At 48.9% G+C, this 24320-nt stretch carries 24 protein-coding genes; 12 read left to right on the top strand and 12 right to left on the bottom strand.

Annotated elements, in window-relative coordinates:
- Positions 1 to 10 precede the first annotated feature (10 nt).
- The 3 genes from eat to IPJ88_04100 all read right to left on the bottom strand — a co-directional run bounded on the left by eat (position 11) and on the right by IPJ88_04100 (position 2987).
- The gene (eat, locus tag IPJ88_04110; protein ID QQR90924.1) at positions 11 to 1474 is read right to left on the bottom strand and encodes an ethanolamine permease; all 1464 of its coding nucleotides are present in this window, start codon (positions 1472 to 1474) and stop codon (positions 11 to 13) included.
- A gap of 171 nt (positions 1475 to 1645) precedes the next feature.
- Positions 1646 to 2197, bottom strand: a complete 552-nt coding sequence (locus IPJ88_04105) for a Fic family protein (protein QQR90923.1) — start codon at positions 2195 to 2197, stop codon at positions 1646 to 1648.
- Positions 2160 to 2987 carry a Fic family protein gene (locus tag IPJ88_04100; protein ID QQR90922.1) on the bottom strand — a complete coding sequence of 276 codons (828 nt, stop codon included), beginning with the start codon at positions 2985 to 2987 and terminating at the stop codon, positions 2160 to 2162. The genes IPJ88_04105 and IPJ88_04100 overlap by 38 nt, the downstream gene beginning before the upstream one ends.
- 407 nt (positions 2988 to 3394) lie before the next feature.
- Here IPJ88_04100 and IPJ88_04095 point away from each other — a divergent pair, with 407 nt between their 5' ends.
- Entirely contained in the window at positions 3395 to 3652 is a 258-nt protein-coding gene (locus IPJ88_04095; protein ID QQR90921.1) for a hypothetical protein, read from the top strand.
- A gap of 71 nt (positions 3653 to 3723) precedes the next feature.
- Here the strand turns inward: IPJ88_04095 and IPJ88_04090 are convergent, their stop codons facing one another.
- Positions 3724 to 4599 carry a trypsin-like serine protease gene (locus IPJ88_04090; protein QQR90920.1) on the bottom strand — a complete coding sequence of 292 codons (876 nt, stop codon included), beginning with the start codon at positions 4597 to 4599 and terminating at the stop codon, positions 3724 to 3726.
- A 216-nt stretch (positions 4600 to 4815) separates the two neighbouring features.
- Here IPJ88_04090 and IPJ88_04085 point away from each other — a divergent pair, with 216 nt between their 5' ends.
- Together IPJ88_04085 and IPJ88_04080 are read left to right on the top strand one after the other, a co-directional pair.
- Positions 4816 to 5052 carry a hypothetical protein gene (locus IPJ88_04085; GenBank protein ID QQR90919.1) on the top strand — a complete coding sequence of 79 codons (237 nt, stop codon included), beginning with the start codon at positions 4816 to 4818 and terminating at the stop codon, positions 5050 to 5052.
- A gap of 41 nt (positions 5053 to 5093) precedes the next feature.
- A complete protein-coding gene (locus IPJ88_04080) occupies positions 5094 to 5681 on the top strand; it encodes a hypothetical protein (protein ID QQR90918.1) in 588 nt (195 codons plus the stop codon).
- 4 nt (positions 5682 to 5685) lie between these two features.
- On the opposite strand, the gene pgmB is transcribed toward IPJ88_04080, so the two are convergent.
- On the bottom strand, positions 5686 to 6342 hold the full coding sequence (gene pgmB, locus IPJ88_04075; protein QQR90917.1) for a beta-phosphoglucomutase: 657 nt from the start codon (positions 6340 to 6342) through the stop codon (positions 5686 to 5688).
- Positions 6343 to 6344: 2 nt separating this feature from the next.
- Positions 6345 to 8750: a glycoside hydrolase family 65 protein gene (locus IPJ88_04070; protein QQR91961.1), complete on the bottom strand. Its 2406-nt coding sequence runs from the start codon at positions 8748 to 8750 to the stop codon at positions 6345 to 6347.
- Between the two features lie 105 nt (positions 8751 to 8855).
- Between IPJ88_04070 and IPJ88_04065 the strand changes: the two genes are divergently transcribed.
- Together IPJ88_04065 and IPJ88_04060 are read left to right on the top strand one after the other, a co-directional pair.
- Positions 8856 to 10106 carry an MFS transporter gene (locus IPJ88_04065; GenBank protein ID QQR90916.1) on the top strand — a complete coding sequence of 417 codons (1251 nt, stop codon included), beginning with the start codon at positions 8856 to 8858 and terminating at the stop codon, positions 10104 to 10106.
- Positions 10107 to 10299: 193 nt separating this feature from the next.
- Positions 10300 to 11337 carry a radical SAM protein gene (locus IPJ88_04060; protein QQR90915.1) on the top strand — a complete coding sequence of 346 codons (1038 nt, stop codon included), beginning with the start codon at positions 10300 to 10302 and terminating at the stop codon, positions 11335 to 11337.
- 18 nt (positions 11338 to 11355) lie between these two features.
- Here IPJ88_04060 and IPJ88_04055 read toward each other — a convergent pair whose 3' ends face one another.
- Positions 11356 to 11838, bottom strand: a complete 483-nt coding sequence (locus tag IPJ88_04055) for a hypothetical protein (GenBank protein ID QQR90914.1) — start codon at positions 11836 to 11838, stop codon at positions 11356 to 11358.
- A 28-nt stretch (positions 11839 to 11866) separates the two neighbouring features.
- Complete coding sequence (locus tag IPJ88_04050) at positions 11867 to 12919, bottom strand: type 2 isopentenyl-diphosphate Delta-isomerase (protein QQR90913.1); 1053 nt, start codon at positions 12917 to 12919, stop codon at positions 11867 to 11869.
- Between the two features lie 40 nt (positions 12920 to 12959).
- On the opposite strand from IPJ88_04050, the gene IPJ88_04045 reads away from it, so the two are divergent.
- The 4 genes from IPJ88_04045 (at position 12960) to IPJ88_04030 (ending at position 15735) form a co-directional block, all read left to right on the top strand.
- Positions 12960 to 14000, top strand: coding sequence for a polyprenyl synthetase family protein (locus tag IPJ88_04045; GenBank protein ID QQR90912.1), 1041 nt, complete (start codon positions 12960 to 12962; stop codon positions 13998 to 14000).
- Between the two features lie 98 nt (positions 14001 to 14098).
- Positions 14099 to 14380 (top strand): hypothetical protein, encoded by a 282-nt coding sequence (locus IPJ88_04040; GenBank protein QQR90911.1) that lies wholly within the window; start codon positions 14099 to 14101, stop codon positions 14378 to 14380.
- Positions 14381 to 14881 (top strand): TerB family tellurite resistance protein, encoded by a 501-nt coding sequence (locus IPJ88_04035; protein ID QQR90910.1) that lies wholly within the window; start codon positions 14381 to 14383, stop codon positions 14879 to 14881.
- Entirely contained in the window at positions 14878 to 15735 is an 858-nt protein-coding gene (locus IPJ88_04030; protein ID QQR90909.1) for a hypothetical protein, read from the top strand. Before IPJ88_04035 ends, IPJ88_04030 begins: the two co-directional genes overlap by 4 nt.
- 425 nt (positions 15736 to 16160) lie before the next feature.
- On the opposite strand, the gene IPJ88_04025 is transcribed toward IPJ88_04030, so the two are convergent.
- Positions 16161 to 16889 carry a hypothetical protein gene (locus tag IPJ88_04025; GenBank protein ID QQR90908.1) on the bottom strand — a complete coding sequence of 243 codons (729 nt, stop codon included), beginning with the start codon at positions 16887 to 16889 and terminating at the stop codon, positions 16161 to 16163.
- Positions 16890 to 17139: 250 nt separating this feature from the next.
- On the bottom strand, positions 17140 to 18951 hold the full coding sequence (locus IPJ88_04020) for a DUF2339 domain-containing protein (protein QQR90907.1): 1812 nt from the start codon (positions 18949 to 18951) through the stop codon (positions 17140 to 17142).
- Between the two features lie 430 nt (positions 18952 to 19381).
- On the opposite strand from IPJ88_04020, the gene IPJ88_04015 reads away from it, so the two are divergent.
- Positions 19382 to 20449 (top strand): hypothetical protein, encoded by a 1068-nt coding sequence (locus tag IPJ88_04015; protein ID QQR90906.1) that lies wholly within the window; start codon positions 19382 to 19384, stop codon positions 20447 to 20449.
- A gap of 294 nt (positions 20450 to 20743) precedes the next feature.
- Positions 20744 to 21568, top strand: coding sequence for a hypothetical protein (locus IPJ88_04010; GenBank protein QQR90905.1), 825 nt, complete (start codon positions 20744 to 20746; stop codon positions 21566 to 21568).
- Positions 21569 to 21580: 12 nt separating this feature from the next.
- On the opposite strand, the gene IPJ88_04005 is transcribed toward IPJ88_04010, so the two are convergent.
- Entirely contained in the window at positions 21581 to 22000 is a 420-nt protein-coding gene (locus tag IPJ88_04005) for an acyl-CoA thioesterase (protein QQR91960.1), read from the bottom strand.
- 51 nt (positions 22001 to 22051) lie between these two features.
- The gene (locus IPJ88_04000; protein ID QQR90904.1) at positions 22052 to 23218 is read right to left on the bottom strand and encodes a trypsin-like peptidase domain-containing protein; all 1167 of its coding nucleotides are present in this window, start codon (positions 23216 to 23218) and stop codon (positions 22052 to 22054) included.
- A gap of 115 nt (positions 23219 to 23333) precedes the next feature.
- Between IPJ88_04000 and mvk the strand changes: the two genes are divergently transcribed.
- On the top strand, positions 23334 to 24260 hold the full coding sequence (gene mvk, locus IPJ88_03995; GenBank protein ID QQR90903.1) for a mevalonate kinase: 927 nt from the start codon (positions 23334 to 23336) through the stop codon (positions 24258 to 24260).
- Positions 24261 to 24320: the final 60 nt, after the last annotated feature.

Below are 24320 nucleotides of genomic sequence, written 5' to 3'. Positions count from 1 at the left end.
CGCTTGTTGATCACAGCAATTGTTTCAAATGCTTCTCAGCAAAAGCTTCTTCGGGCGAGTAGACAAGACGATGGCGTGCGTGCAGCGCAAAGTAAGCCAAACCACACGCATACCATAACGCAGCACCGATGACCGCTTGCACAAACATCGCTTCACCAATGAAAAGTGCGATAAGTGTAACGAGCGCGATAATTGACGCAGTCATCGCGCCTGCAATACCAAACGGACTACGGTAAGGACGTTCAATTGATTCAAAGCGTAAGCGCAACACAATGAAAGAAATCATTTGCAGCAAATAGGCGATCATTGCGCCAAACACGGCCATGCTTAAAAGCACGGCCCCAACCATTTGCTCCTTTCCAAGCCAGCGCACCGCGAGCGTCACAGCAAAGCCAAGTACGCTGCCTACAAACAAAGCCACGTGCGGAGTTTTACGTTTTTTGTGAGTGAGCGATAAAAAGCGCGGAAAGTAGCCAGCGCGCGAAAGCGAATAAATCTGCCGGCCGCCTGCGTAGATGATCGCATGAAAGCTTGCAAGAAGACCTGTGAGCGCCACCGCCGCAAGCAGCTTTGATGCAAGACCGCTGCCGAAGATGGTGCGAAAACCATCAAAGAGCGGCTCTTCAGAGCTTGCGATAACCTGCGCACCGGGCGGAATCACACTATTGAAAAACAAAGTGCCAAAGGCACACACGGTCAAAGTCAAAAAACCCCAGGTAAGGCCTTTGGGCAAATCACGTTGCGGCGCGTGCGCTTCTTCGGCAGCCAAGGGGAGTTGCTCGATCGCCAAAAAAAACCAAATCGCAAAGGGTAGCGCCCGAAGTATTCCTGAAACACCGTGAGGAAGCCAGGTAATGCTCTGCGCTTGAGTCACGCCAAAACCGTAGCGTGCAATGTCCACGTGCGGCAGCGCGCCAACAAAAAATACTAGCAACACTGCGAGCGCGGCAAAAGTAATCACCACGGTCATCTTGAATGCAAGCTCAACACCAATGATGTTGATGATCACAAAAAGCGCATAACTTAAAAACCACCAAAGCGGTTCCAAGCTCTCGGGCGTCTCGAAAATCGCCCCAAGATAACCACCGATGCCCACAACGATGACCGCCGGCGTAAGCACATACTCCATGTTCTCGGCCAAACCCGTGACGTAACCACCCCAAGGTCCGAGCGCTGTGCGCGCAAAAGAATAAGCGCCGCCCGTATGCGGAAGCGCCGCAGTCATCTCCGCAATGCTGTAGCAAAGCCCCGCGTACATCACGGCCACAATCGCCGTGGCAAAAATCATTCCGCCAAAACCACCAAAACCAAGCCCAAAGTTCCAGCCAAAAAAATCGCCCGAGATCACCGCCCCAACCCCAAGCGCCCAAAGCGACCAAACCCCCGCATGCCGCCTCAGCCCCCGCGCCTCAAAATAAGCCTCATGCACCTCTTCGTAACGAACGCCTTTACCAGTGGGTTTCGGATCGGGCATGGAAGAAAACTAGCACGCATAACAAATCATGGATTCCAATTAGAAAAAAGGCCAGCAAACACCGGCACTTTCAAAGCTTCTCGCTACGATAGCTCAGCTTGATGCTGAGTCAATCTAGCTGCCAGTCACGACCATCACGCCCGCCACCGGTCCTGCGCTTCGTTCGAATCGTTAGTGCTCTAACCGTCTCTTTAGATCAGGCGCTGGATAGAAGACAAACTTGCGGCCCACCTTCTTGCTTTTCAAAAAACCCTTTTCCTCGAGCTCCAAAAGATCCGCCCGCGCAGTTTGATACACAACCTTGTAGGTGTGCTGATGGTGCTTAATGCTTAGGCTATAGTGAGTGTTTTTCAGAGCATTACTAAGCACGTTAATTTGGCGCTCGTTTAGGTCTTGTTCATGTTCCAGCTTATTCCATACGTCTCTGCGCTCCTCAGATTTTCTAGCAATGTAAGCATAAAGCGCTTTGATTGCTTTTTGGATGATCTCCAGATGATACAGCAGAAAATACGTAAGGTCGTTATCGTCGGTTTCGGTGTACAGAAAGGCGCGATAGTATTTTTTCGGAGCTTCGAGAATCATGTTGGAAATTGAGATGTACTCAAACAACCAGTATTCAGATCTCAGCATCGACCAATAAAAAAGCGCACGTGCCGTGCGTCCATTACCATCCACAAAAGGATGATCATAGGCAAGCCAAAAATGGATTATAATAGCCCGCAACACCGGATGGATAAAAGCATCGGGTGTCTTTTTTGTTGGCGAAGTCACACATGGCCTGCATGCGTGTTTCGAGTTCCGAGGCAGGTGGCGGCAGATGGTAGACTTTATCGTAATCATCTTTGACCTGGATATGTTCAGTTGCTTTTCGAAAACGTCCGGCTGCACCTTCGTTGTCCAGTGTTTTTTCTGTAACAAGACGATGAATCTCGAATACCACTTCTTTGCTCAGCGGTTGATCTTTGAGCTCTAAGATGCGTAGCATCGTGAGATAGTTGTTGAGAATCATCTGCTCATGTTTGTCTTTTGGGGCCCTTTCGGTGCGCAACATCTCCTGCGCAATATCGCGTGTGACGGCAGCGCCTTCGAGTTGACTTGAGGTGATCGCTTCGGTGAAAAGCGATTTCATCACGTAGTAATCCCTATCACCTTGCTCAAGGAGCTCGGGCACTCTGATCCGCCCGGCAGCGCTCTTCGTAATCTCAAACTGAGCTTCTTCAATTGCGTTGATGGTCGTGAAGGAAAATTTTCGCTGAGCGCTGTCTATCAACGGGATCTCACGTTGATTTGCCATGCGATTGAATTTCAACGCAAACCACCACTCGTCTAATGTAGTCTCAGGCGGCGGCTGTCGATATCTCAGTTTATCCCAGTGAAGGTAGCGCTCGCCTTGTGTTGTGGTTACGCAGCTTCCAATCGATTTGACCCAATTGGCAAACTCTCTGGGCTCGCGTCGTTTTGACAGATGCTCAAACAAGTCCTGAAGCCTAGGAGGCCTTTGCGGTATCTTCATGCTCGCCATTGCAGCCCTAAATTTCCTCAGGGAAAACAAAAACCAATTAATTACTAATTATTACTAAAATTAGTAGTTAGTACAAAAGGCTGCTATTTACAACTAATCAACTACTAATTTTAGTAGAAATTAGTAGTTATGCTTTCACGCGACTCTGAAACTGCCTGGAACTGCTGCTAATGTATTTTCTTGGGGACATGCTTTGACCTAAATAGTCAAACGATCACAGGCAATTACAAACCCGACCGCGAAACCGTCGACAAAGATAACGGTTTCGCGGTCGGGTTTGTAAACCATTGATATTATTTTACTTATTTTCCTGAAGCATGTCCCCTGGAAAGAGATCACCTTGAAAGGCGCATGGATTGTTGAATCCAATGAATCCACCGGAAACATCTCATCGCTAGATGATTTATCTCTGCGACATCGAAAAGGGTTGCAATGCCACGAGTGAACTGCTTCACAGCCTTAGCATTACAGATCTTACCCAAGGTTGGGAGCCGTTTGAAATTTCAATTGGCGAAGAAAATATCGATAGCCCCTTGTTGAGTCGTGCCCCATTTTTCCACCTTGGATTTTTGAGCTACGACGCTACAGGGAGTCTATTTGTCGGCTTGGATAATCTTGAGCTCACTGCTGTCTTTCGCGAGTGCCCGAACAATTAGATAACTTCTTTGTTAGAGGAATCGTAGAACAAACATTAACGCAATCAATCCTGAGAGTAGTTAGCCGGTCTCTATTGAAAAAAACCGTTTTCTTGTAGCCATAGCCCGCCATCGGATTGCTGGTCGACTCGTATCCATTCGTTCCAGCCACAGGGTTCTTTGGGGAAACTTTCTCCTGTGCAATCACCATTTCCTCTCGTGAGAATTCCGTACAACGTGGTGGGCATGTCTGGATGCATGGCAAACTGCACCAAAGGTCCTCCCGAGTCACCCTTATCGGTCACATCAATAGAGTTGTTCTTGAGGATGTAAGACGTGATCTCGTCCACAAAGGTTTGTGTCTGATAACGACCAAAATCACCGAATCCAAATTCAGCAAGATCGTCAGGAACATTGGTTCCGTCACCATTCATTCGACCTACGGCCCACAACATCTCGTTTTCGGGATGCAATCCATCGTCCCCTGGCGGAGCGGCAGCAAGAACCATCGGGTTATCTTCCCAAAGTTGTTTAAGCTCTGAAATTACTTCCGATTGAAAATCGCGATGAAACTCTTCATCGAGCGTAGCAACGGCGAGACCATCTCCATAGACAACATTCTTAAGTCGGTGGAACTCTTTTTGAAATACAACGGATATCAAATCGCGTTCGTTGTAAAAACCCACTCGAATAGGGTCTCCTTCGTTGAGACAATGGCCAGCTGTTAGTATTTGTGTTGGCGATATCACGACACAAGAACAGGCGTCCAACTCACCCCCACCTGGATAACTGTGCAAATAGCATGCTCTATGTAAACTCGAACTATCACCCCAACGAATCTTCGATGTGTCTGTATCGATCGGTTCACCGTCAAGCGCCACCGAACAGGCAACCATGCAACCCGTGATCGCGATGATCGTAAAACGATGACAAAGTGGATTCATTCCCTTTTTTAGTGCACAAAACATGCCAATCGTTTTGCAGAAAAAACATGTGGTTTCAGTACACGACTCGTTGTGAGTTGGGTCTTAAAGCCCCATCCGAGGGATAAAAACACAATCCTCATCATCAAGCCTTTCGCTCTGGTAAGCTTTGTTGATAAACGGTCATCTTCAAAAAGGGCAGTTGTATACAGGGCTAGAGTTGAGTTATAGACGCTGGACTCAGTCAAACGGGAATAGGTTATGGAAGTTATTAAAAAAGAAGAAAAGTACACCATCTACAAGAAACGCTCGGGACGCTACGCCATCAAAGAAGGCAAAGCCACTTGGATAACGGGTGATCCTAAAGTCGAGATTTTGGTAAAAGCTGGTCTTGTTAAGGCTGCACCTGCCAAGAAAAAGGAAGAGCCCAAGGTTGAGGAAGCTGCAGCTGAGGCAACTGCCGAAGCCCCTGCTGAAGATCCAAAAGCCTCCGAGTAACCGTTGAAACTGTCTACCTAAAGGTTCTAAATTCTCGATTGATGGGAGATGAAGAGCAAGGTCGTTTCAAACGAACTCCGATGAGGATGCAAACGCCTTATGGCATTCTTTATCCACCGCGTGGACATTGGGTTCAGGGCGGGTTGCTTCTATTGGCTTTTGTGGGGAACTTTGCCGCGGCCAAGCTGTGCGGCAGTTTGCTTGGTGGGATTTCAAGCAAAGCGCAAGAGGCTCTTTATATCCCATTCTTTATCATCATGTTTGTTGGGTATGCCTTGTGGGTCACATACCTCAAGGCTTTAGCGTTTGATCTCATTGCCAAAAGCTTGTGGCGTGTTGTTTTCAACTGGCTGTTGCACCGCAAGAAGCCAAGCTCACCGCACGAAATTATGCCAAGCAAAGAGAAGCTTGTGGAGGCCGCGGTTCGCGCACAAAAAGGTGCGCGCGGGTTTATTATCGTTTCGCTTCCCATTGCTTTTATTTCAGCTCTCTTGGCAACCACGATTGAAAGCCAGCGCAATTTCATCGTGGAGTTTTGGATTGTGAGCTTTTGTTGTGTTGGTTGGGGCTTGGTTCTTAGCATCCTCGGTCGAAGAGGTTTTTTACCGCTTCCCGAAGAAAGTACCTAGCTGCCTACGAGCGCGCGTTTTTTAGCACTGTTTCGGGATCAAAGTGGCTCATCGCGCTAAAGATCAGATCAGCTTGGTTGAGAATTTTTGCATCACCAATTCCAACAGCAAACATGCCTGCTGTTTTGATAGCTTCGATGCCGGCCGCGGCATCTTCAATGCCTACGCATTGACCGGGTGAAAATTTTAGAGCCGTGGCCACATCCAGAAAAACATCTGGAGCGGGTTTGCTGTTTTTGATCTTTGCTGCGTCAGCAATGTAATCAAAGTCTTTTGTCATACCCAGTGCTTCAACAACCACGGCGGCATTTTTACTTGCCGAAGCCAGGCCTATTTTAATCTCATGCGACTTGAGCCAAGCAAAAGCTTGCTTTACACCGGGCAAAATATCTTTGGGCGTGATGGTGCGGATGAGTGCTTTGTAGTCTTCGTTCTTTATATCAGCCAGTGTATCTATCTCAGCTGCGCTGTATTGCTTGTCGGATTTTTCCAGAATGATTTCCAAAGATCGAATACGGCTCACGCCTTTTAGCCGCTCGTTGTCTTTTTCATCAAACGCAATACCCAACTCGTCGGCTAGCTTTTTCCAAGCCATAAAATGATAAACTGCGGTGTCCGTAATGACCCCATCGAGGTCGAAGATAAAAGCTTTGATACTCATGCTTACCGTTGTTTGGCGAGAAGTGGTTCGGTAGTAGGCTGATTCGCCTTGATGTTAATTGCTTTTCCGTGATGCGTGATGCTCATTTCGCTGCCTTGCTGGAGCGTGTAGCGTACTTGCTCTGCACCGACTTCGACTTTGACGCGGCCACCGCGATAGCATACCGAAAAAGAATAGCCTTTCCATTGCTTCGGCAAGTAAGGATCGAAAGCAGGCCTCTCGCCGCGTATGCGCATGCCGCCAAAACCCATGACCACTGTCATCCAAGATCCCGCCATGCATGCTGCATGCAAACCGTAATCCGTGTTGCCATGTCGATTATCGAGATCCATACGAGCGGTGTCCGTAAAATAGCTATAAGCCTTGTCATACAAACCAAGCTCGGAGCAGGCCACGCTATTCATTGAAGTCGAAAGCGTTGAGTCATGTGTTGTCAACGGATCGTAGTACTCAAAATTACGGCGCTTGAGTTCTTCTTCAAATTGTTCACCCAACAAAACCATCGCTAACACCACGTCGGTTTGCTTGAGGACTTGGTGGCGATAAATAACCAACGGATGAAAATGAATGAGTAAAGGACGTTTTTCATCAGGCGTGTTGGCAAGGTCCCACTTGGGCTTGTCTAAAAAGGTATCATCCTGTGGATTGATGCCAAGCTTATCATCGTAAGGCAGATACATCCGATCGGCTGCTTTTTTCCAACTCTCAAGTTCGGATTCATCCAGGCCAATTTGCTCCTTTATGGCATTGTAGCGGTCTTGATCGTTTGCCTTTAAATAGTCCGCAACTTCGCAGGCCGTGCGCAAATGCTGTCGAGCCATGGCGTTGGTGTAAAAATTGTTATCTACCATCGCCGAGTATTCATCCGGACCAGTGACTTCGCAGATGCAAAACTTACCGTCTTTACGTGGATTGAAATGGCCGATGCCCATCCAAATGCGCGCTGTTTCCCACAGCATCTCTGCACCGCATTGCTTGATAAAATCCCAATCTTGGGTAGCATCAAGGTACTGTCGCGTGGCGTACGCTACTGCCGCGTTGATATGGTATTGCGCAGTGCCTGCGGGGAAATAGGCTGAGCACTCTTCACCACCAATGGTGCGCCAAGCAAACAACGCGCCCTTGTCATGGGACATTTGCCGGGCCCGCTCGCGAGCTTTATCTAAAATTGAATAACGAAACTCAAGAAGCTTTCTGGCTATCTCTGGATAGCTGTAGACCAAAAATGGGATCACATAGATTTCAGTATCCCAGAAATAATGACCATCGTAGCCGGGCCCGGTAAGACCTTTCGCTGCGATATTGCTTCTACCGTCTTTGCCAACCGATTGGTAAATGTGAAACAGGTTAAAATGCATGCCTTGTGCAAGAGCCGGATCGCCGTCTATATTCACCTCTGCACTATCCCAAAAAGACTTCAGTTTTTCTTTTTGGGCATCGACATAGTGATCAAAACCGAGCTCAATAGCTTTCGCTAAACTTTGCTCAGCCTCTTTGCTTAGTTGGGACTCAGAGCCCACTTTGCCATGATGATAGGCCAAGTACTTGGTGAGGGTGACGGACTGACCCTTCTTCAAATTAATCACGTAGCAATTGCTAATTTTGCTGGACTCCTCGCTGGATGGAAGCGTTTGCACATCAGCGCCCGACAGACTCTGCCGGCAGGCGCTACGAATAACGACATCACCATCTTTGACGCGGTGCGAAAAAGCCAAGCTGTTCTCGCCAAGAGCCTGATCGCATTGCTCAAGGCTCTCGCGAATCGAAAGCTGGCCCACGCGCGGGTCGCTGGGATCGAGATCACCCACACCATACGAGGCGTCAAGACCACTTTTGAGTTCTATTTTCCCATCAAAATCAAGCGCGGTCACCGTGTATTGCAAGGCCAACAAATGCTGGTTTTCAAGCGATACCAAGCGACGTGAAGCAAGCTCCAGCTCCTTGCCTGACTCTGTTTTCCACCGCAACTTCCGCTCGAGGACGCCGTCCCGGAAATCAAGACTACGATGAAAGCTGCTCAGCTGACTTTTGCCGGGCACAAAACGCTCACCATCGACGCTCAGCTCAATGAGCTTGCCATTGGGCACTTGGATCATCTTGTTGTTATGCGTGGCAAATGCGTAGGCAATCTCCGGGTAGCTGTATTTTTCTCGAAAAAAAACACCGTTCAGGTAAGTACCCTCGGTCGAGGTCGGGTTGCCCTCCATCCCTTCTTCGAAAGTGCCTCGACTACCCATATAGCCATTGGCCTGAGCAAAAACGGTCTCGGCCAAGGTGGCATGTTTTAGACTAAGTTCTTTTTGCTGTATCGCCCAAGGATCGATAGGAAAAAGAGCTTCGTGTTTGGTATCTGAACTGCTATGACTCACAGCAAACTCCCCGTGAAAGGGTTTTGAGAAGATGCGCATCATACTGCGCTAAGAAACGAATGCAACCATGGCGAAGTATGATACATGGCATGCCAGCCCACTCTTCTTGATCCCACTCCCCTACCCCAAAATGGAGTCATTTCGATGAAAGAATCCAAAGCTTGGCGCATAAAGTTTTCCCTGTTTTTGACGTATTTTGTCTTCGCTATACTCCTCAACAGCGTCGGGACGGTCATCCTTCAGATAATTAGCAATTATGGCGTCTCCAAACCGGCAGCCAGCGTCCTTGAGGCCTACAAAGATTTACCGATAGCTTTTGTCTCTTTTTTGGTAGCGTCGTTCCTGGCACGGTTTGGATTTCGCAATGCCATGATAGGCGGCTTAGCCATCGTAACTGTGGCCACCCTCAGCATGCCTCTGCTGCCTTCTTTTTTCACAACCAAGGTTCTTTTTCTTTGCGTTGGCGTCTCATTCGCCTTGGTCAAAGTGTCGGTCTATTCAACCGTAGGCCTCATCACCAACAATTCCAAAGAACACGCTAGCTTCATGAACACGATTGAAGGCATTTTCATGGTCGGCGTGCTCGTAGGCTACTGGCTTTTTAGTTTCTTCATCGATTCCACCGATCCCCATTCGCAGAGTTGGCTTAATGTCTACTGGCTCATGGCAGGCATCTGCTTGATTAATATTCTTACTCTCCTGGCAACGCCCTACGATGAATCACAAGCCAAAAGCGAGGGTGCAAGTTTTAAAGACGACTTTAGCATCATGATCAAACTCATGGCCCGTCCTATGGTTTATGTCTTTGTCATCTCGGCTTTTCTCTACGTGCTCATCGAGCAAGGTATTGGCACCTGGCTGCCCACTTTTAACAATGAGATTCTAAAGCTGCCTTCGGACATCAGTGTGCAAGCAACGAGTATTTTCGCCGCTTGTTTAGCCATTGGTCGGTTGAGCGCGGGCGCAGTCATGAGTCGGGTGAGTTGGTATCCGGTTGTCATGGTTTGCTTGCTTGCCATGGCAGGACTTGTGTTAGTTAGCATGCCGCTTACTCACAACATCGAGCCCGTCGAGCACTTAACCTGGCGCAATGCGCCCATTGCCGCCTTCATCTTTCCTGTCATTGGTCTATTCATGGCGCCCATCTATCCCGCCATCAACTCCGTGATGCTAAGCGCATTACCTAAACATCAGCACTCGCCCATGACAGGTTTGATTGTGATCTTTTCCGCACTGGGTGGCACCATCGGCTCACGCATTATCGGTACAGCCTTTGAATGGCTCGGCGGACAAACAGCTTTCTATCTGTCCTTGATTCCCATGGTAATCATCATGATCGCGCTTTTCTTCTTCAAACGCGAAACAGATAAGCTAATTACAAGTTCACAAATTTAAGTAGCGCAACGCCAAATGTGAATCTTTTGCTACGAGTGTGACTAAAAGGCACAGCTCAATACGATCCTTTCATAAAAAAGTCTCACTTTTGTTTGGCACAGAAACTGCATTCCCCTCGAGTAACAAACTCGTAGGGGAGATTTATGACTTGCATTGAAGGTATTGCAAACGATTCAGGCCAGGCGGGAGCGGCATGACTTATCCTCTGGCAAAACACAGGCCGACAAAAAAACCAAGACGTCGATCTTTAGGGCGCAAATTGGCAGAAATCACTAAGATCGCGAGTACGATTCCTTTTCGACATCGTCCGCTTTTAGTGCACATCGTTCCCATCCGACGCTGCAACCTCGCATGTACATACTGCAACGAGTACGACAATTTCTCTGATCCAGTACCCACCGAAATCATGCTCGAGCGCATCGATCGTTTAGCCAAACTCGGTGTCGCAGTGGTAACGATCAGCGGTGGGGAGCCTTTATTGCATCCCGATCTGGATTGCATCATCGCGAGAATTAAGGAGCATGGCATGGTCGCCACCCTAATCACCAACGGCTACCTGCTCATCGAAGAGAACATCGAAAAACTCAACCGTGCGGGCCTCGACCGCTTGCAGATAAGCATTGATAACGTCAATCCCGATGCCATTTCAAGGAAGAGCCTAAAGGTGCTTGACCGCAAGTTGCTTTATCTCGCTGAGTTGGCGCGCTTTGAGATCAATATCAACTCGGTAGTCGGTGCAGGCGTTGAGCGCCCTGAGGATGCACTAAGCATTGCTAAACGCGCGCACGAGCTGGGCTTCAGCGCAACCATGGGAGTGATTCACGATGGAAACGGTCATCTTGAAGCACTTAGCCCATCCGAAAAAGCAATCTTTGATCAATTCCAAAGACTCAATCGTTTCAAACTTGCTCGCTTTAACAAGAAGTTCCAAGTGAATCTTGCCGAAGGTCGCCCAAACAAATGGCGGTGCCGTGCTGGCTCACGCTATCTCTACATTTGTGAAGACGGCAAGGTTCACTATTGCTCGCAGCAACGTGGCTATCCCGCTATTGCTCTTGAGCAGTATGGAAAAGAAAATCTAGCGCGGGAACACATCACCGAGAAAAAATGTGCTCCGTACTGCACCATTGCTTGCGTGCACCAGGCCTCGACTTTTGATCAATGGACAGCTCCTCAACATGCTGCACCCCGCAAAGGTAGCGAGCTCATACAGCTCAGAAGCAACAAATAAGCTAGCACGATACTAAACTCAAATGTCGCCACCTGAATCCATCGCTGAACTCGTGCTTGCGTCATCGAGTGCGCCAGAGCCTGCGTCTTTAGGCGGAGAACTAAGACACACACCTTGATTGCAAATCGCTTCGTTGCACAGTTCAAAAGGCTCGCGCTCCAAGAGAGTTACTTCAACGGTGCCATCGGAGGGTAAATTGGCTTCGGTGCAGCCTTCAGCAATGCTAAAGCAATCCATGCTAATCAGTTGGGCGTAAAAACCGTAACGGCCCCTAGGCAAAATCGGCGGTCGCACACTAAAACGTGTTCCAACGGCAGCGTACTCGGAATACAGGCTTTGCTCCCCATCACAACCGCCCGCTAAAATACGTGCGTTGATGCTGGCAGCGCGCGCAAGAAGCGCGTCATCGACCTTGAGTTTCCACGTTAGAGCATCTGGATCGGCTTTGCAGGACATGCCAAAACTGGCAAGAATAGCGATGAAACATGCCAAAATTGGCATGTTTGTAGGAATTTCATGCCAATTTGTGTTACTCAGTTTTGTGTCCAATCCAATCACGTAGCTCTCCTAGAATCACTTTGGGTGCGCTCTGAAGTTCTGCAATCGTGCGAGCCCCACACAAGAGCATCGTAGCACGCAATTGCATTTGTACTTGCTCTAAAAACTGCTCCACGGCATCGATGCCACCTTGCTGATACGCTTGCAAAACGGGACGCGCGATGCCTGCCATGTGTGCGCCCATCGCAAGCGCCGCCGCTACATCAAGGCCATGACGAATGCCTCCGGTGGCAATCGTACTAAGGCCCATGGAAGATGCCCAGTGCACCGACACTGCCGTCGGGATACCCCAATCCCAAAGCACTTCACCGAGTTTTTTGTTTTCGCCTTGGGCACGCAAAGTCTCAACGCCTACCCAGGATGTGCCGCCAGCACCGGAGACATCCACATGCAACACGCCCGCCCGCGAAAGTTTATCGGCGGTTTCCTTGCTGATGCCGCAACCCGTTTCTTTGGCGATGACTGGAACACTGAGTTCACGTGCAAGTCGTTTGAAAGTGTCTGTACCACCACGAAAATCACGATCTCCGCCACCTTGAATCAGCTCCATGGCCGGATTCATGTGCGCGCAAAGTGCATCGGCGCCCACCAAACGCACCATCGTGTTTAGTTCACTCACTGACATGTCACGCGCTTGAACCACTCCGACATTGCCAAAGATCAATGTACTTGGTGCCCACTTCCTGACTTCATAGGTCCATGTTTGCTCAGGCTGCGTATGCATAGCGCGCTGGGAACCGAGACCAAAAGCATAGCCATAGTTTTCGGCGATCTTGGCAAGGTCGCGGTTGATGGCCGCTGCTTTTTCAGTGCCACCGGTCATAGCAGCGATGAGCAAAGGAGCCTTCAACTGTTTGCCAAACATTTGCACGCTCAAGTCGATTTCATCAAGATGGAGATCGGGCAGACTTTGATGGACTAACCTGACCTGATCGAGCAGTGTACTGCGTCTACGAAAAGACACAGCATCATCGCTGCATAAATCAAGATGGTCCTTTTTCCGTGATTCAATTCCGCTGGCCATGGGCTTTTGAGCCTCTCCTTGATGAGGTATGTAGCATGCTATGGAGCATCCGACACTGTCCTCAGACTGGCAAGACGAAGTGCGCCAGCAAATCGATAGCTGGCTGAAGCACTTTTTTGAGCACAAGCATGCCAGCGGACAAGCCTATGCCCTGAAGAACAAAGTACTTATTGATGCTATTGAAGACTTAACATTGCGAGGCGGCAAACGCCTCAGACCTTTGTTGCTTTATGCGACAGCGCTTGCTGTTGACTCTAAAATCAAAATCGAGCCGCTCATCAAGGCGGGGGCTGCCCTGGAACTGCTGCAAAGCTATTTTTTGATTCACGATGACTGGATGGATCAAGATGAATTGCGACGTGGCGACAAAAGCGTGCACACAATGTTTGAAGCTCGGGGACATGACCCTCATCAAGCATCATCTCTTGCTATTTTAGCGGGAGACTTGTGCAGCAGTTATGCTTGGGATGCGATGCTTCAGGCATGCAAAGACCACGCTGAGCCTGCTGCAGTCCTTGCTGCTTTTTCGGACATGCAACAACAAGTCATCCTGGGTCAGTACTTGGACGTTGTTGCGCACGATGACATCGACTTGATCTATCAACTGAAAACCGGAAGTTACACAAGCAGTGGGCCAGTACTGCTCGGCGCATTGCTTGCTGGTGCAAAAAAAGAGACCCAAGATCAACTGCTAAAGTTTGCACAGCCACTAGGTATGGCGTTCCAACTGCGCGATGACTTGCTTGGCTGTTTCGGTCACTCCGAAACCACAGGCAAAGGCATTGGCACCGACCTCATCCGTCAAAAACGCACGGCAGTGCTGCAACTTGCAGAAGCAAAGCTTAGCGCTGATGGAAAGGCACTCTTTGAAAGGCTTCATCAAGATGCAGCGCTATCCGACGAGTTGCTTCAGGCCCTACTCGTCTATTTAAAAGAGACGGGAGTAGCTGAGATAGTCGAAAATAAGATTGAAGCTTTGCAGAGCGACAGTCTTGGCCATTTGAACCAAGCTGGCTTAAGGCAGGACGGGAAAAACACCTTAAAAGAACTCGCTTTGCAGTTCATTGCACGCGCACACTGAAGCAGATAAGTTATAGAAACAGACAACCTATAATAAGCGATATCTCAGTGGTATCAACTTGTCAGCAATCCGTGTTTTAATCGAAAGTTGAACATATTATGCATCGACACATTATAGCTATTATCCTTGGACTTGCTGGAGCAGTGGGTGTTTTTATGGGGACCGCTGCTCTTGCGCTGTCTTTAGCGGAGCCCGTCACCGGAAATGAACAAGGATATCCTCAAGGCTCTGGTATTATTGTGGCACTGGGATGGCTTGTGTTTATTGTCGTCTGGCAAAGTACACGCAGACGCTACACAACCTTTGCGAAAAGCTTTGGGATCACGGGATTTGTACTGTTAACCGTTCAGCTTTTAGATTTATTTGATATAGGATTCTAGATGATATTTCGTGCATCCGCCGAGCAACAAAACAGCGCTTGGCAAAAACTTGTTAAATTAATTGCATCACACAACGAGGGACTACCTTCTGAGCTCGTGCAAATTATCGCGGGAATAACCGGGCTACTAGCCTGCGTAGCCGCCGCAGATGGCGAATTTTCCGAGGAAGAAAGGGCGCACCTTCGCAAAGAGCTTGGCCGTATCCGAGCTTTTTCGAAGCAGGCCATTGATGCAACCCTTGATTCTCTTAGTAAGCAGCTCAAAGAGATTGCAAACACTGCCCAACATCACTGTGCTCGAGCTCTTTATGAGCTGACTGATCGCGAACAGCGTTTGGAAGTTTTAGAAGTGTTAATTGATACGGCCGCCAGTGACAACGAACTTGAGACTTCGGAAACCAATCTCCTTAGACGTATCACCGAGCAGCTTGGTCTTAGTCAAGATGAATACACCGCTATTCAAAGCAAGCACCGCGACAAGCTCAGCATTCTAAAGCCATGACAAAAGCTCTTATTGCTTTTGTGACTTGCAATAAACTCGCAGAACTCACGCCGGATGATCAGCTCGCCGTTCGCGCGCTTGATGCGCTAGGCGTGCAAGCTGTTCCCGAGATTTGGAACGATTCCAAGGTAGAGTGGGGAAAATACGATGCGTTGATTCTTCGATCGACTTGGGATTACTACCTACACTACGACGAATTTATGCAATGGCTAGAGACGATCGAGACCCTAGCCCTACCTCTCTTTAACGAGCCAAGTCTCGTTCGACCAAACTCCAACAAGCGCTACCTGCGGAGCCTTTCGAAGCTGGGCATTGCGTGTATTGAAACCGAATGGCTTGAAAATCCCACTGCATCGTCCATACAAACAGCTTTGGAAAACCAAAACTGGTCGGCGGCTGTTCTTAAGCCTGCGGTGTCAGCAGGTGCTTTTCAGACAACGGTCATCCATAGCAACCAACTTGAAGCCATCAAAAATCTTACGGGAACATGGCTCCTTCAACCGATGCTCGATGAAATACAAAGGGACGGGGAGTGGTCGCTCATTTACATCGACGGTCACTTCAGTCACTGTGTTTTAAAAAAGCCAAAACAGAACGATTTTCGCGTGCAAGAAGAATATGGCGGCATCGCCTCAGCAGCTTTTTCGCCTAGCACGTCACGACAGTCGGCTGAAAAAATTCTTGCTTCTTTTGCTAGCACTCCTCTTTATGCGCGCATCGATGGTGTCATGCGAAAGCAAGAATTCCAACTCATGGAAGTAGAGCTCATTGAACCGTCTCTTTTCTTTCACCTTGCGCCGCAAGCTGCTGATACCTTCGCAAGAGCAATTTTAAAACGACTTTTGCCTAGATAGACAAAGCAAACCCCGGCATATACTTATGCCGGGGCGCTATTCGAGTTAAAACGGTTACGCCGAGCGTGACTAGTAAACATCTGCCTTTAGCTGAACAGTATATTTCCCGGCGGGTCCACCTCCAACGCATAATCGCGCGTCGAGATTTTCCGGGGGCCACAAACCACAGCTGTAGGCAGCAGATCGAGTTGTCACCTCACCATAAACAGACTGCCAGTGCACACAACTGTGATCGTAATCATTGGAATCTTCGACAGTGCCGCTGCACGTGTAAGTAGGATCTAAAAGGAGCGTGGATTTACAACTTACATCCAAGGTGACTTGCATGCGATAGAAAGCAAAATCGGCATCGGTCAAACCACCATTCTTCGGCGGAGGTGAGAAGGTAGCAGTGACCTCCGGGCCACGTGCAGGACCGAGATCCTTTACCGAAAATCAAAACAATGTTCTTGACCCGGACCGGAAAAAACAGTGCAGAATGTTTTTTCTTCACCTTCCCCACCCGCATCAAGCTCGCCTAGATCCGTACCAGGTTCAATGCAACCGCTCGCTTGCCAGTCGGCCTCCGCATACTGACAACCTCGCTCCAACAGCGGTAGCCGTGACCCAGCAGAGGTGTACTGCACATCCTGCTCCCCTTCTTTTCGCAACATCAAAAATGAAATATTGATAGTGTTCGTATCAAGTAGGTTAAAATTGCATTCACTATTGCAATTCTCAGGAGAGATACGAACTGCTAAATAATAGAAATCGTCGATCGAGATGGGGGTACTCGCTTCGAATGTGCAACTCGTCGATTTAGTAAACGGCCCTAACCGTTGCGTGCTAAACGTTGTATCCAATCTTTCTCCACTCAATTGCAAAGCACTCAAGAGGTTAAGAAAAACCCCCTCCTCAGACTGTTCAAGCTGGAATCGAATGGGCTGACCATTAGGGGCTGTAAGTTGTGGGCTATCACCAGTTTCACCATTGATTTTTCCGTTTTGACTGATGAGAGCAAAGACCTGCACTGGCTCATCTACAGTAAAGGGGATAGGAAGCAGTGTTTGTGCATCTCCTCCCCCACTCAATTCATCATCGAGCTCAGCTGTGCAAGAGACAAGGCTAAAGCAACTCACAAACATCACGACCCCTTCAAGGATTACTCTTTTCATAAAACCTCCATTGCCTGAAGGTGTAGGCTAAGCAATCATCGTACCAAAGCCGGCTAAGATTAGTTTCAATCCGCCCCCGTATATCTATGTGAAATAATAGAGAATGCTTTGCTTCCTAAGTGACGTTTTTCCAACCTTATGGTTTAGGTACCTAAGCTATCATTCCGTCCGGGGTCGTTTATGTCCGGTCGCTTAGGAATAATCAAAAGCGCTGATTACCTTACTATGAAACACAGAAAGAGCCTTTCTCTCATGCTGCCGCCTCGCTGGTTTTGTTCTTCACGCTAATCCAGGCCAGTCCCAATAAAAGAGCACCAAGCACAAGCGATATCAAGGCCCTCACACCAAGGGAAGCGTCTTGCATATCTGTCAGAACCAGCTTTGCTGCTGACAGAAACAAAAGACCGTGTCCGAATAGACTAAAACCTAAACGTGCTTGATCGTTGCTTCTAAGGCTCAGCAGCCATTGCAAAGTGCCAGACAACGCGAGAAAAAAAGTAATCGTATAGCCAGCCGCACTTAGAGAAAAGGCAGAATAAATGGCAGTATAAAATGAGAGCGCTAAGGACAAATGGATCACGCCCTCAGCAGTCACAAATGCAAGCGGCGCAACTGCTTTGGACTTTTTGGCAAGAGCAATGCAGCCGAACGACAGTAGCAGTCCCGAAAAAAACAAAGCATCAAAAGCGGCCAACGGCGTACTTAGGGCTTGCTGGCTAAGGCTCCATGAACGGTCGCCAAAAAATGCTGAAGCGATGGCCTCAAACAAACTCGCATCACGACTATATCCCAGCCAAGCCCAAACGCTTAGCAGTAGATAGAGTGTGGCAACCGTAGCAAGGCCCGTTAAAGGATCGAAACTTCCAAACCGAGGAGCCGTTCCAATCATTGCCAAAACCATGGCTACTGAAAGAAGTGAAAAAGCCAAGCTTACCCAAGCGCCATCAAGCAGAAGTGCAACCGCTGCATAGAGATACGCTGTAGCAATAGCAAAACTAATCCAACTAAGCGCGGGGCGTTTGAAACGTGAGCCTAACCACGGGCTCCACGCATAACTCAAGCCCGACAGGCACACAAAACACAACGCTAGACGATGATCTTGCCAGTGGAGTTCCTTGAAAACAACACGTACCGCCGTAACAAAGAACATGTTTCCAAGAATCCAACTACCTGCAAAAGCAGTTGGCACTACTTTTGATAGAGGCAAGCTCAAAAAGAGCGCCCAAATGCCGTAGCTCAGCAAAAACAAAAGCAATATGACGTGAGCATTGTGCGGTGTCGCGCTAAAAGCCGCGGCTATGAGCCAAAATGCGTTGCCAAGCATAGCCAACATACGACTGCCGGACCAGCTAGCACTCGCCGGAACGACGTGAGAAAAAATAGTCATGGCCAACACGACAGAGCCGGCATAAACCGTGGTGAACACCGGTTTGCTTTGCCCCTGACTGAACAAAAATGGCGCCATATACGCCGCAACGAGAGCCCAGGCTAATAGCAGCTCATAGTTTGCACGCCACGCAAGATAAGCAGTAAACGCAACGAATACGACAAAGCTTACAAAGGCTATCGGCAAAGATATCAAAGAGACCGTAATCGCACCGTAATGAAGCGCATAAGCTACTACGCCGAGCCCCGTCACAGCAAAAGCAACGCTTAGTTTTTGCTGCTCCTTCTTAATCAATCGCAGGCAAAGAGCAAACATCACAAAACCTGCTGCAAGCGCCAATAGAATACGCACCGGCGCCGAAAGCAGCCCCTGCTCAATCGCCCAACGCAAAAAGAAACTCGCTCCAAGCAAAAACAGCACGCTGCCAAGTGCAGCAAAAGCCAGAGTCGTTAGGCTAAGTTTGCTTTGATGCTTCTCGGAAGGACCGATACCGCCATGTGTGAAAGGTTCTGGAGTTGAAATTGGCACTTGCGACTGGGCAGGCTGAATCTCTTCATGCAGCGCTGCGTATTTTGAAACGGACTCTATACCAAGCTGCGTCTCAAGTTTACGGATTCGCTTTTCAAGTGCATCGATTTGTTGTTGAACCTGGGCTGCGTTCATCGGATCAGACATGCAGCCCACTGTATTGACTTTCCAAACAATTACCAAGACTGCTGAGCACTCCAGCTTCTGAGATCAATTGCGCCCAGACAAACATATTTTGATCGGTGATCACTCAATGTCGAGACAACATCCTTCGAACTGCTACGATCAGCTTTGAAGCCGTCACTGGCCAGCCACTACTTTCACATAAGCACCTAGGGCCCAACGGCCCCTGTAGGACACAAAATCAGCAAAGCCATTTACAATACCACTGAAATTACTGACTTTTTTCTAGAACCGCTTTTGCGGAACAATATGCTAACGACTGGCCTTGGGTGCTCCTCACCCAATGTTTCCACTGGAGCCTCAAGCTTCTCAATCATGAATCCGATCCAAACCAGCAAACTATTCTTGTCATGCAGCCCTGCAACTGTGTGGCAGCAATGCGCCGGTCTACAGTTTGCCGAATTCGCTCACGGCCCACCCCTCCCTGATCGGCACTATAAGTGAAGGCAAGAAGGTAGACGTCCAGGCCTTTGCTGCACACACAAATCCTTCTGACCCTCAATGTGACACCTTGGAAGATTTAGAAATTCCCTGCACGAATCAAGGTTGGTATCTTGTCAATGGCAGCATCGTGACTGAACTCGCAATGAGTACGGGCTATCGTAGTCACATCCATGAAGTGTTTCTAATGCGAGGAGAAGATCTCCCAAGTGTATCGCTTAGCAACAGTGTGGTACGCGAATTGATGCAAGCTCCGATTTCGGCTGTCGCGCCTTTTGAAACGAGAAACTTTTCTCTAAACCGCGATGGACAGTGGTACGAACTTGACACTCTCGAGGCATCAGATGAAAGCTTTGCCCTCTTCGGTTCATCCAAAACTGGTTTTTTCCTTCGCGATAGCAACGCTATTTTTGTAGAACTTCCAGCAGACCTTCCCGCCGAGTGGTGCTTAGCCGTTGGGGATTTATGGACGCAACTCAAGAAGCGTTGGTGGATGTTTGAAAGCTCATCGAGCGAGGAATTTGACGTCCTGGAGGAGCAGCTGCGATGCGACTACGGCCCTGAACAAAGCGTCGCGGGGTTTCGCGTTCCGGACCAAGCCTATCGCCTTTTGGAGCAGGTCCAATATTTTAGCCCTGACATGCCTATGGCAGATTACCTTCCTGCTCTTGAAGAAATGCTCACTCAACGAGGCATCGAACTCAACTGGGTTAGCCGAGCTGCGCTCGAACGAAGCGCACAAGAGTTAACCACCATACTCGGTGGTTCCTTTATACCAATTAATGCTCCCTATCCGGAGCTTAGCGCCCCGAGTCCATGGATTATCGTGTTTGGTGTGCTGCTGCTTGCTGTGATCGCTTTAACAACTTCAAGCTATTGCACGTACCGACAGCGGCAGTACACCGTGCCTCCACATACGGCATGCGAGTGCATATGCTATCAAGTAATAAAACATACCGGTAGCAACACATCGATTAACAGCTGCACTCCTGGCGCGTCCTGCAATCCAGAAACATGTTGAATGTCATGAGCAGTGGCATTGAGGACGTTCTGCATGCGATCGGCGCATGTCGCTATTCTAAATCCCACATGTGCATACTTGAAACCTTGCCATGGGTGTCGTGGACTGAAGCGAGGCTCATTGACCCCGCTTCTGGGACATCAAGTCGCCTCTTCTACGCATCCGTCTTTGCCTTGCCACCAGACATATTGCAAAATGTGCTCGCAAAAGGAGCGTTTGCTGTTGCTCAAAGCTCGAGTCACAAATTGGTATGATTGTTGCATTTTTAGCCATTCTTGTAACGGAGGATACTTTATGAAGTGTGTGTTGACGTCTCTTGAACTCGCAATCGGTACATGTGTGCTCCTATCTGCATGCGCCGCAGATGACGCGACTCTGCAAGGTGGACAGCAGGCAGTGGTTACAAAGACAGTAGTCGTTCCCGAAGATTGTGCGGGAAACAAACTTGAAGGCACGGTTCCTACCCAAATCAATCAAGATAAATCGTCAGAGAGTTTCTACATTGATGACGTCTATATTTTCGATCACCGATTCTCGACGCCTGGCTATCTTTCCAACGGAGATACCGACCCAATGATTGGTGTTGACCTCCACGCACGCAACTTAAATGGCCAAGTGATTACTGAAGGATTGAATGTTCATTTTGTTGCAGTCTACTGTGATAGCCAAGCTCGTGCCGCGACGCTTTCTGACAATACAAGCTACCCCGGTCGCCATATCGCAACTTTTGACACGAACACGAGCCCTGTAGCGACACCAGCATATTGGGAGCTCACTGCAACGTGGAACTCAGAAGAAGTAAGGTTCTTTATTCCACCGATTCAAGACTTTGCACTTCAATACGAAGTCGATCCGACAACAAGCATGGTCAATGTCTCCTGGGATGCTCGTGACCCTTGGGTATCATCGGTACTTATTCAAGCTCAAAACCTGGATACGAGTAGAAGGCAATCCTATGCCAACCGAACAGACGACGGCCTGTTTGAGCTCGACTGGAATGGCTCCTCAGAGTTTGAGGTTGCCGTTCACAAACAAGCCACAAAAACTGTCTCGTCAAAGCTTGCTTACACACATTTTCAATTGACGAGCACGCGCAACATAAAAATCGAAGCTAATTAACTTTTCAATACCTTATCCGATGCGTTTTTGACGTCTTGCCCGTGCATCGCTCGCGCGACGCTTATCTTCGTCGCTCATTAAAACCAAAGGCTGTACGGGTTGCGGTTTGCCCGCAACATCAAGGCTTACATAAGTCGTATAAGCTTTCATGGCTTTCAGGTACTCGCCCGTGTTTGGATCTTCACTCCAAATGGCCACGCCGCATTCCATGCTGGTCCGAAAAACCGCGTTGATTTGGCTTTTTAAAATCACTATATGACCAACCTTAATGGGCAAGAGAAAATCAACCGCATCAATGGAAGCAGTAACCACTGCACTTCGTGCATGACGGTACGCCGAAATCGCAGCGCACATGTCAATCCAGCTTAGCACTTGGCCACCAAAAATATTTCCGAGGTTGTTTGCAAAAGTTGGAAGGACCAGCTGAGTCATTTCAACACGTGTCGCTTCGGGTGTGCGGGTTGGGGTTGACGTCATCGGGGCCTATCTTTCTTCAATGGGCATTAGCTTAATGGAAAATTTGATTTGCTTTTCTCCGCGCAGAATAACCACCGAAACAGTTTGACCGACCTCGTGGGTATCCAAGACTCGAAATAGATCGTTGGCTTCATGGATCGCTTTATCATCAATGCTAACGATGAGATCACCTAACAAAATCTGGCCAGTCGATCGATCCAGCATCGTAGGCTTGATTCCAACCTTTTCAGCACTCGAGCCTGGGATCACATCAAGCACCAAAGCTCCTTTGATGCCCGCGCGCTTGGACCAGGCGCCCTCATCCACTTTGACACCAAGGCCCGCACGAATCACGCGACCGTGCTCAATAAGCTGAGGCACGATGCGTTTGACGGTGTCAACGGGTACTGCAAACCCAACGCCTGCTGAAGTACCACTCGGACTAAAAATCTGAGTATTGATGCCAATGAGACGACCAGCGCTATCAAGCAAAGGTCCGCCCGAGTTGCCAGGGTTAATCGCGGCGTCGGTTTGAATAGCGCCTTGGATAGGACGCCCAGTGATGGCTGGAATCTCTCGGCCTAAACCGCTCACCACTCCAGTTGAAAGGGTGTGATCAAGACCAAAAGGGTTACCAATCGCAAAAGCATGCTGACCCACTACAAGATCATTGGAACTTCCAATCGCAAGCGGATGCAGCTGCTCCACAGGCGCATCGATGCGCAAGACGGCAAGATCTTTGTCATCGTAGTATCCCACAAGCTCTGCTGCCCACACACTTCGATCGGAAAGGGTCACGCGAGCAGCATTGCCGCCCTGAATCACATGATAGTTGGTAACGATGTGTCCAGCCCGATCCCACATAAAGCCTGATCCTGTGCCTTTGGGAATCGTGGTGTAGTTCCTTCTAAAAGGGTCATGCCTTACCGCTAGCTTGGTTATGAACACCACGGACGGCGCCACCCGTTCAAAGATCTCAATCGTAGTTTTTTCAGAAATCGCTAAATCACCACGCGGGGTAACGAGCACAGCGGGAACAACTTTTTTAGGAGCTCTGCCTAACAAGTGCGAGGGGCTCTCTTGAACAAACACGGTCCAAACACCCACGAGTACAAGTCCAACGGTGCATAGCAGCAACAGCACAGATACTACGAGTAACTTTTTTACCGTGCGATAGTCTTGATCAATAGACATGGCGAAAGAATACCCCTTTTTACCGCATCCCAGAAAAAAAAACACCTGCCATAGCTTCTGCAGAACATACTCTATTGCCCAAAGGCGTTGATCAAGGCAGCCTGCAGCAAACGAGATGGCTTACGGTTTTGGAAAAGTTATTTTACTTGGTGAGCACGCTGTAGTTTATGGCAAAGGGGCTCTGGTCTGTGGCCTTAGCCGTGGTGTACGCGCTGAGCCAAGCCATGCATCAAATTTCTCGCTGCACATACAGCCATGGCAGCTTCGTATTGAGCATGGAACATCAATCGCGACCAAGGACAGTCGTGAGCATTCAGTTGCAGAAGCATTTTGCAAACTTATCGAAAGCTATGGGCCAACAAGGGCATCGGTTGCCATCACAGTTACGGTAGACCTCGAACCAAGCGCTGGATTGGGTTGCTCTGCTGCCTTAGGCGTTGCCCTTGTGCGAGCCATCAATAAGCAACTTGGTATCCAAGAAAACAGTCATGCCATAGAAGCACGTGCACTCGAATGGGAAAAAGTGTTCCACGGAAATCCGTCTGGGGTTGATACCGCAGCAGCAACTTACGGCGGTCTGCTTTACTTTTCCCCTGAAAGAAATGTTGAGACGGTATCAGCCACATCTCCTTTTTTTCTTGTCATTGCGCACAGTGGACAAAGTTCACTGACCAAAGACATGGTCAGTTCAGTGAAACATCAGCACGAAAAAGATCCCCGTCGTGTTGGCGTCGTCATCGATGGAATTGAAAGTCTTGTTTTGAACGCAAAGAGTGCTCTAGAACAAGGAGACCTTGAAAAGGTCGGAACATACCTGTCGCTAAATCATGCTCTTTTAAGTTCTTTGCTTCTATGCACACCTAAGCTGGATGAAATGTGTGAACGCGCCAAAACTGCAGGCGCGCTTGGCGCTAAGGTGACTGGCGCTGGCGGAGGAGGCTGCATGCTCGCACTCTGCCGCGCTCAAGGCGAAGCAAATGCCGTAAAACAAGCACTTTCGGAGCTCTCTGCGCTTTGTGTGATCGAATCTGTTGGAGGCTGATTTTACCAGCAACTCGGCGTGACAGCCGGTTGTTTTCGATCCAGTATGCCGAGCTCAAAC

This window comes from Myxococcales bacterium, assembly GCA_016699535.1.
Lineage (GTDB): Bacteria > Myxococcota_A > Polyangia > Polyangiales.
The sequence above is the reverse complement of the archived record's forward strand: the minus strand, read 5'-3'. Positions and strand labels throughout refer to the sequence as shown.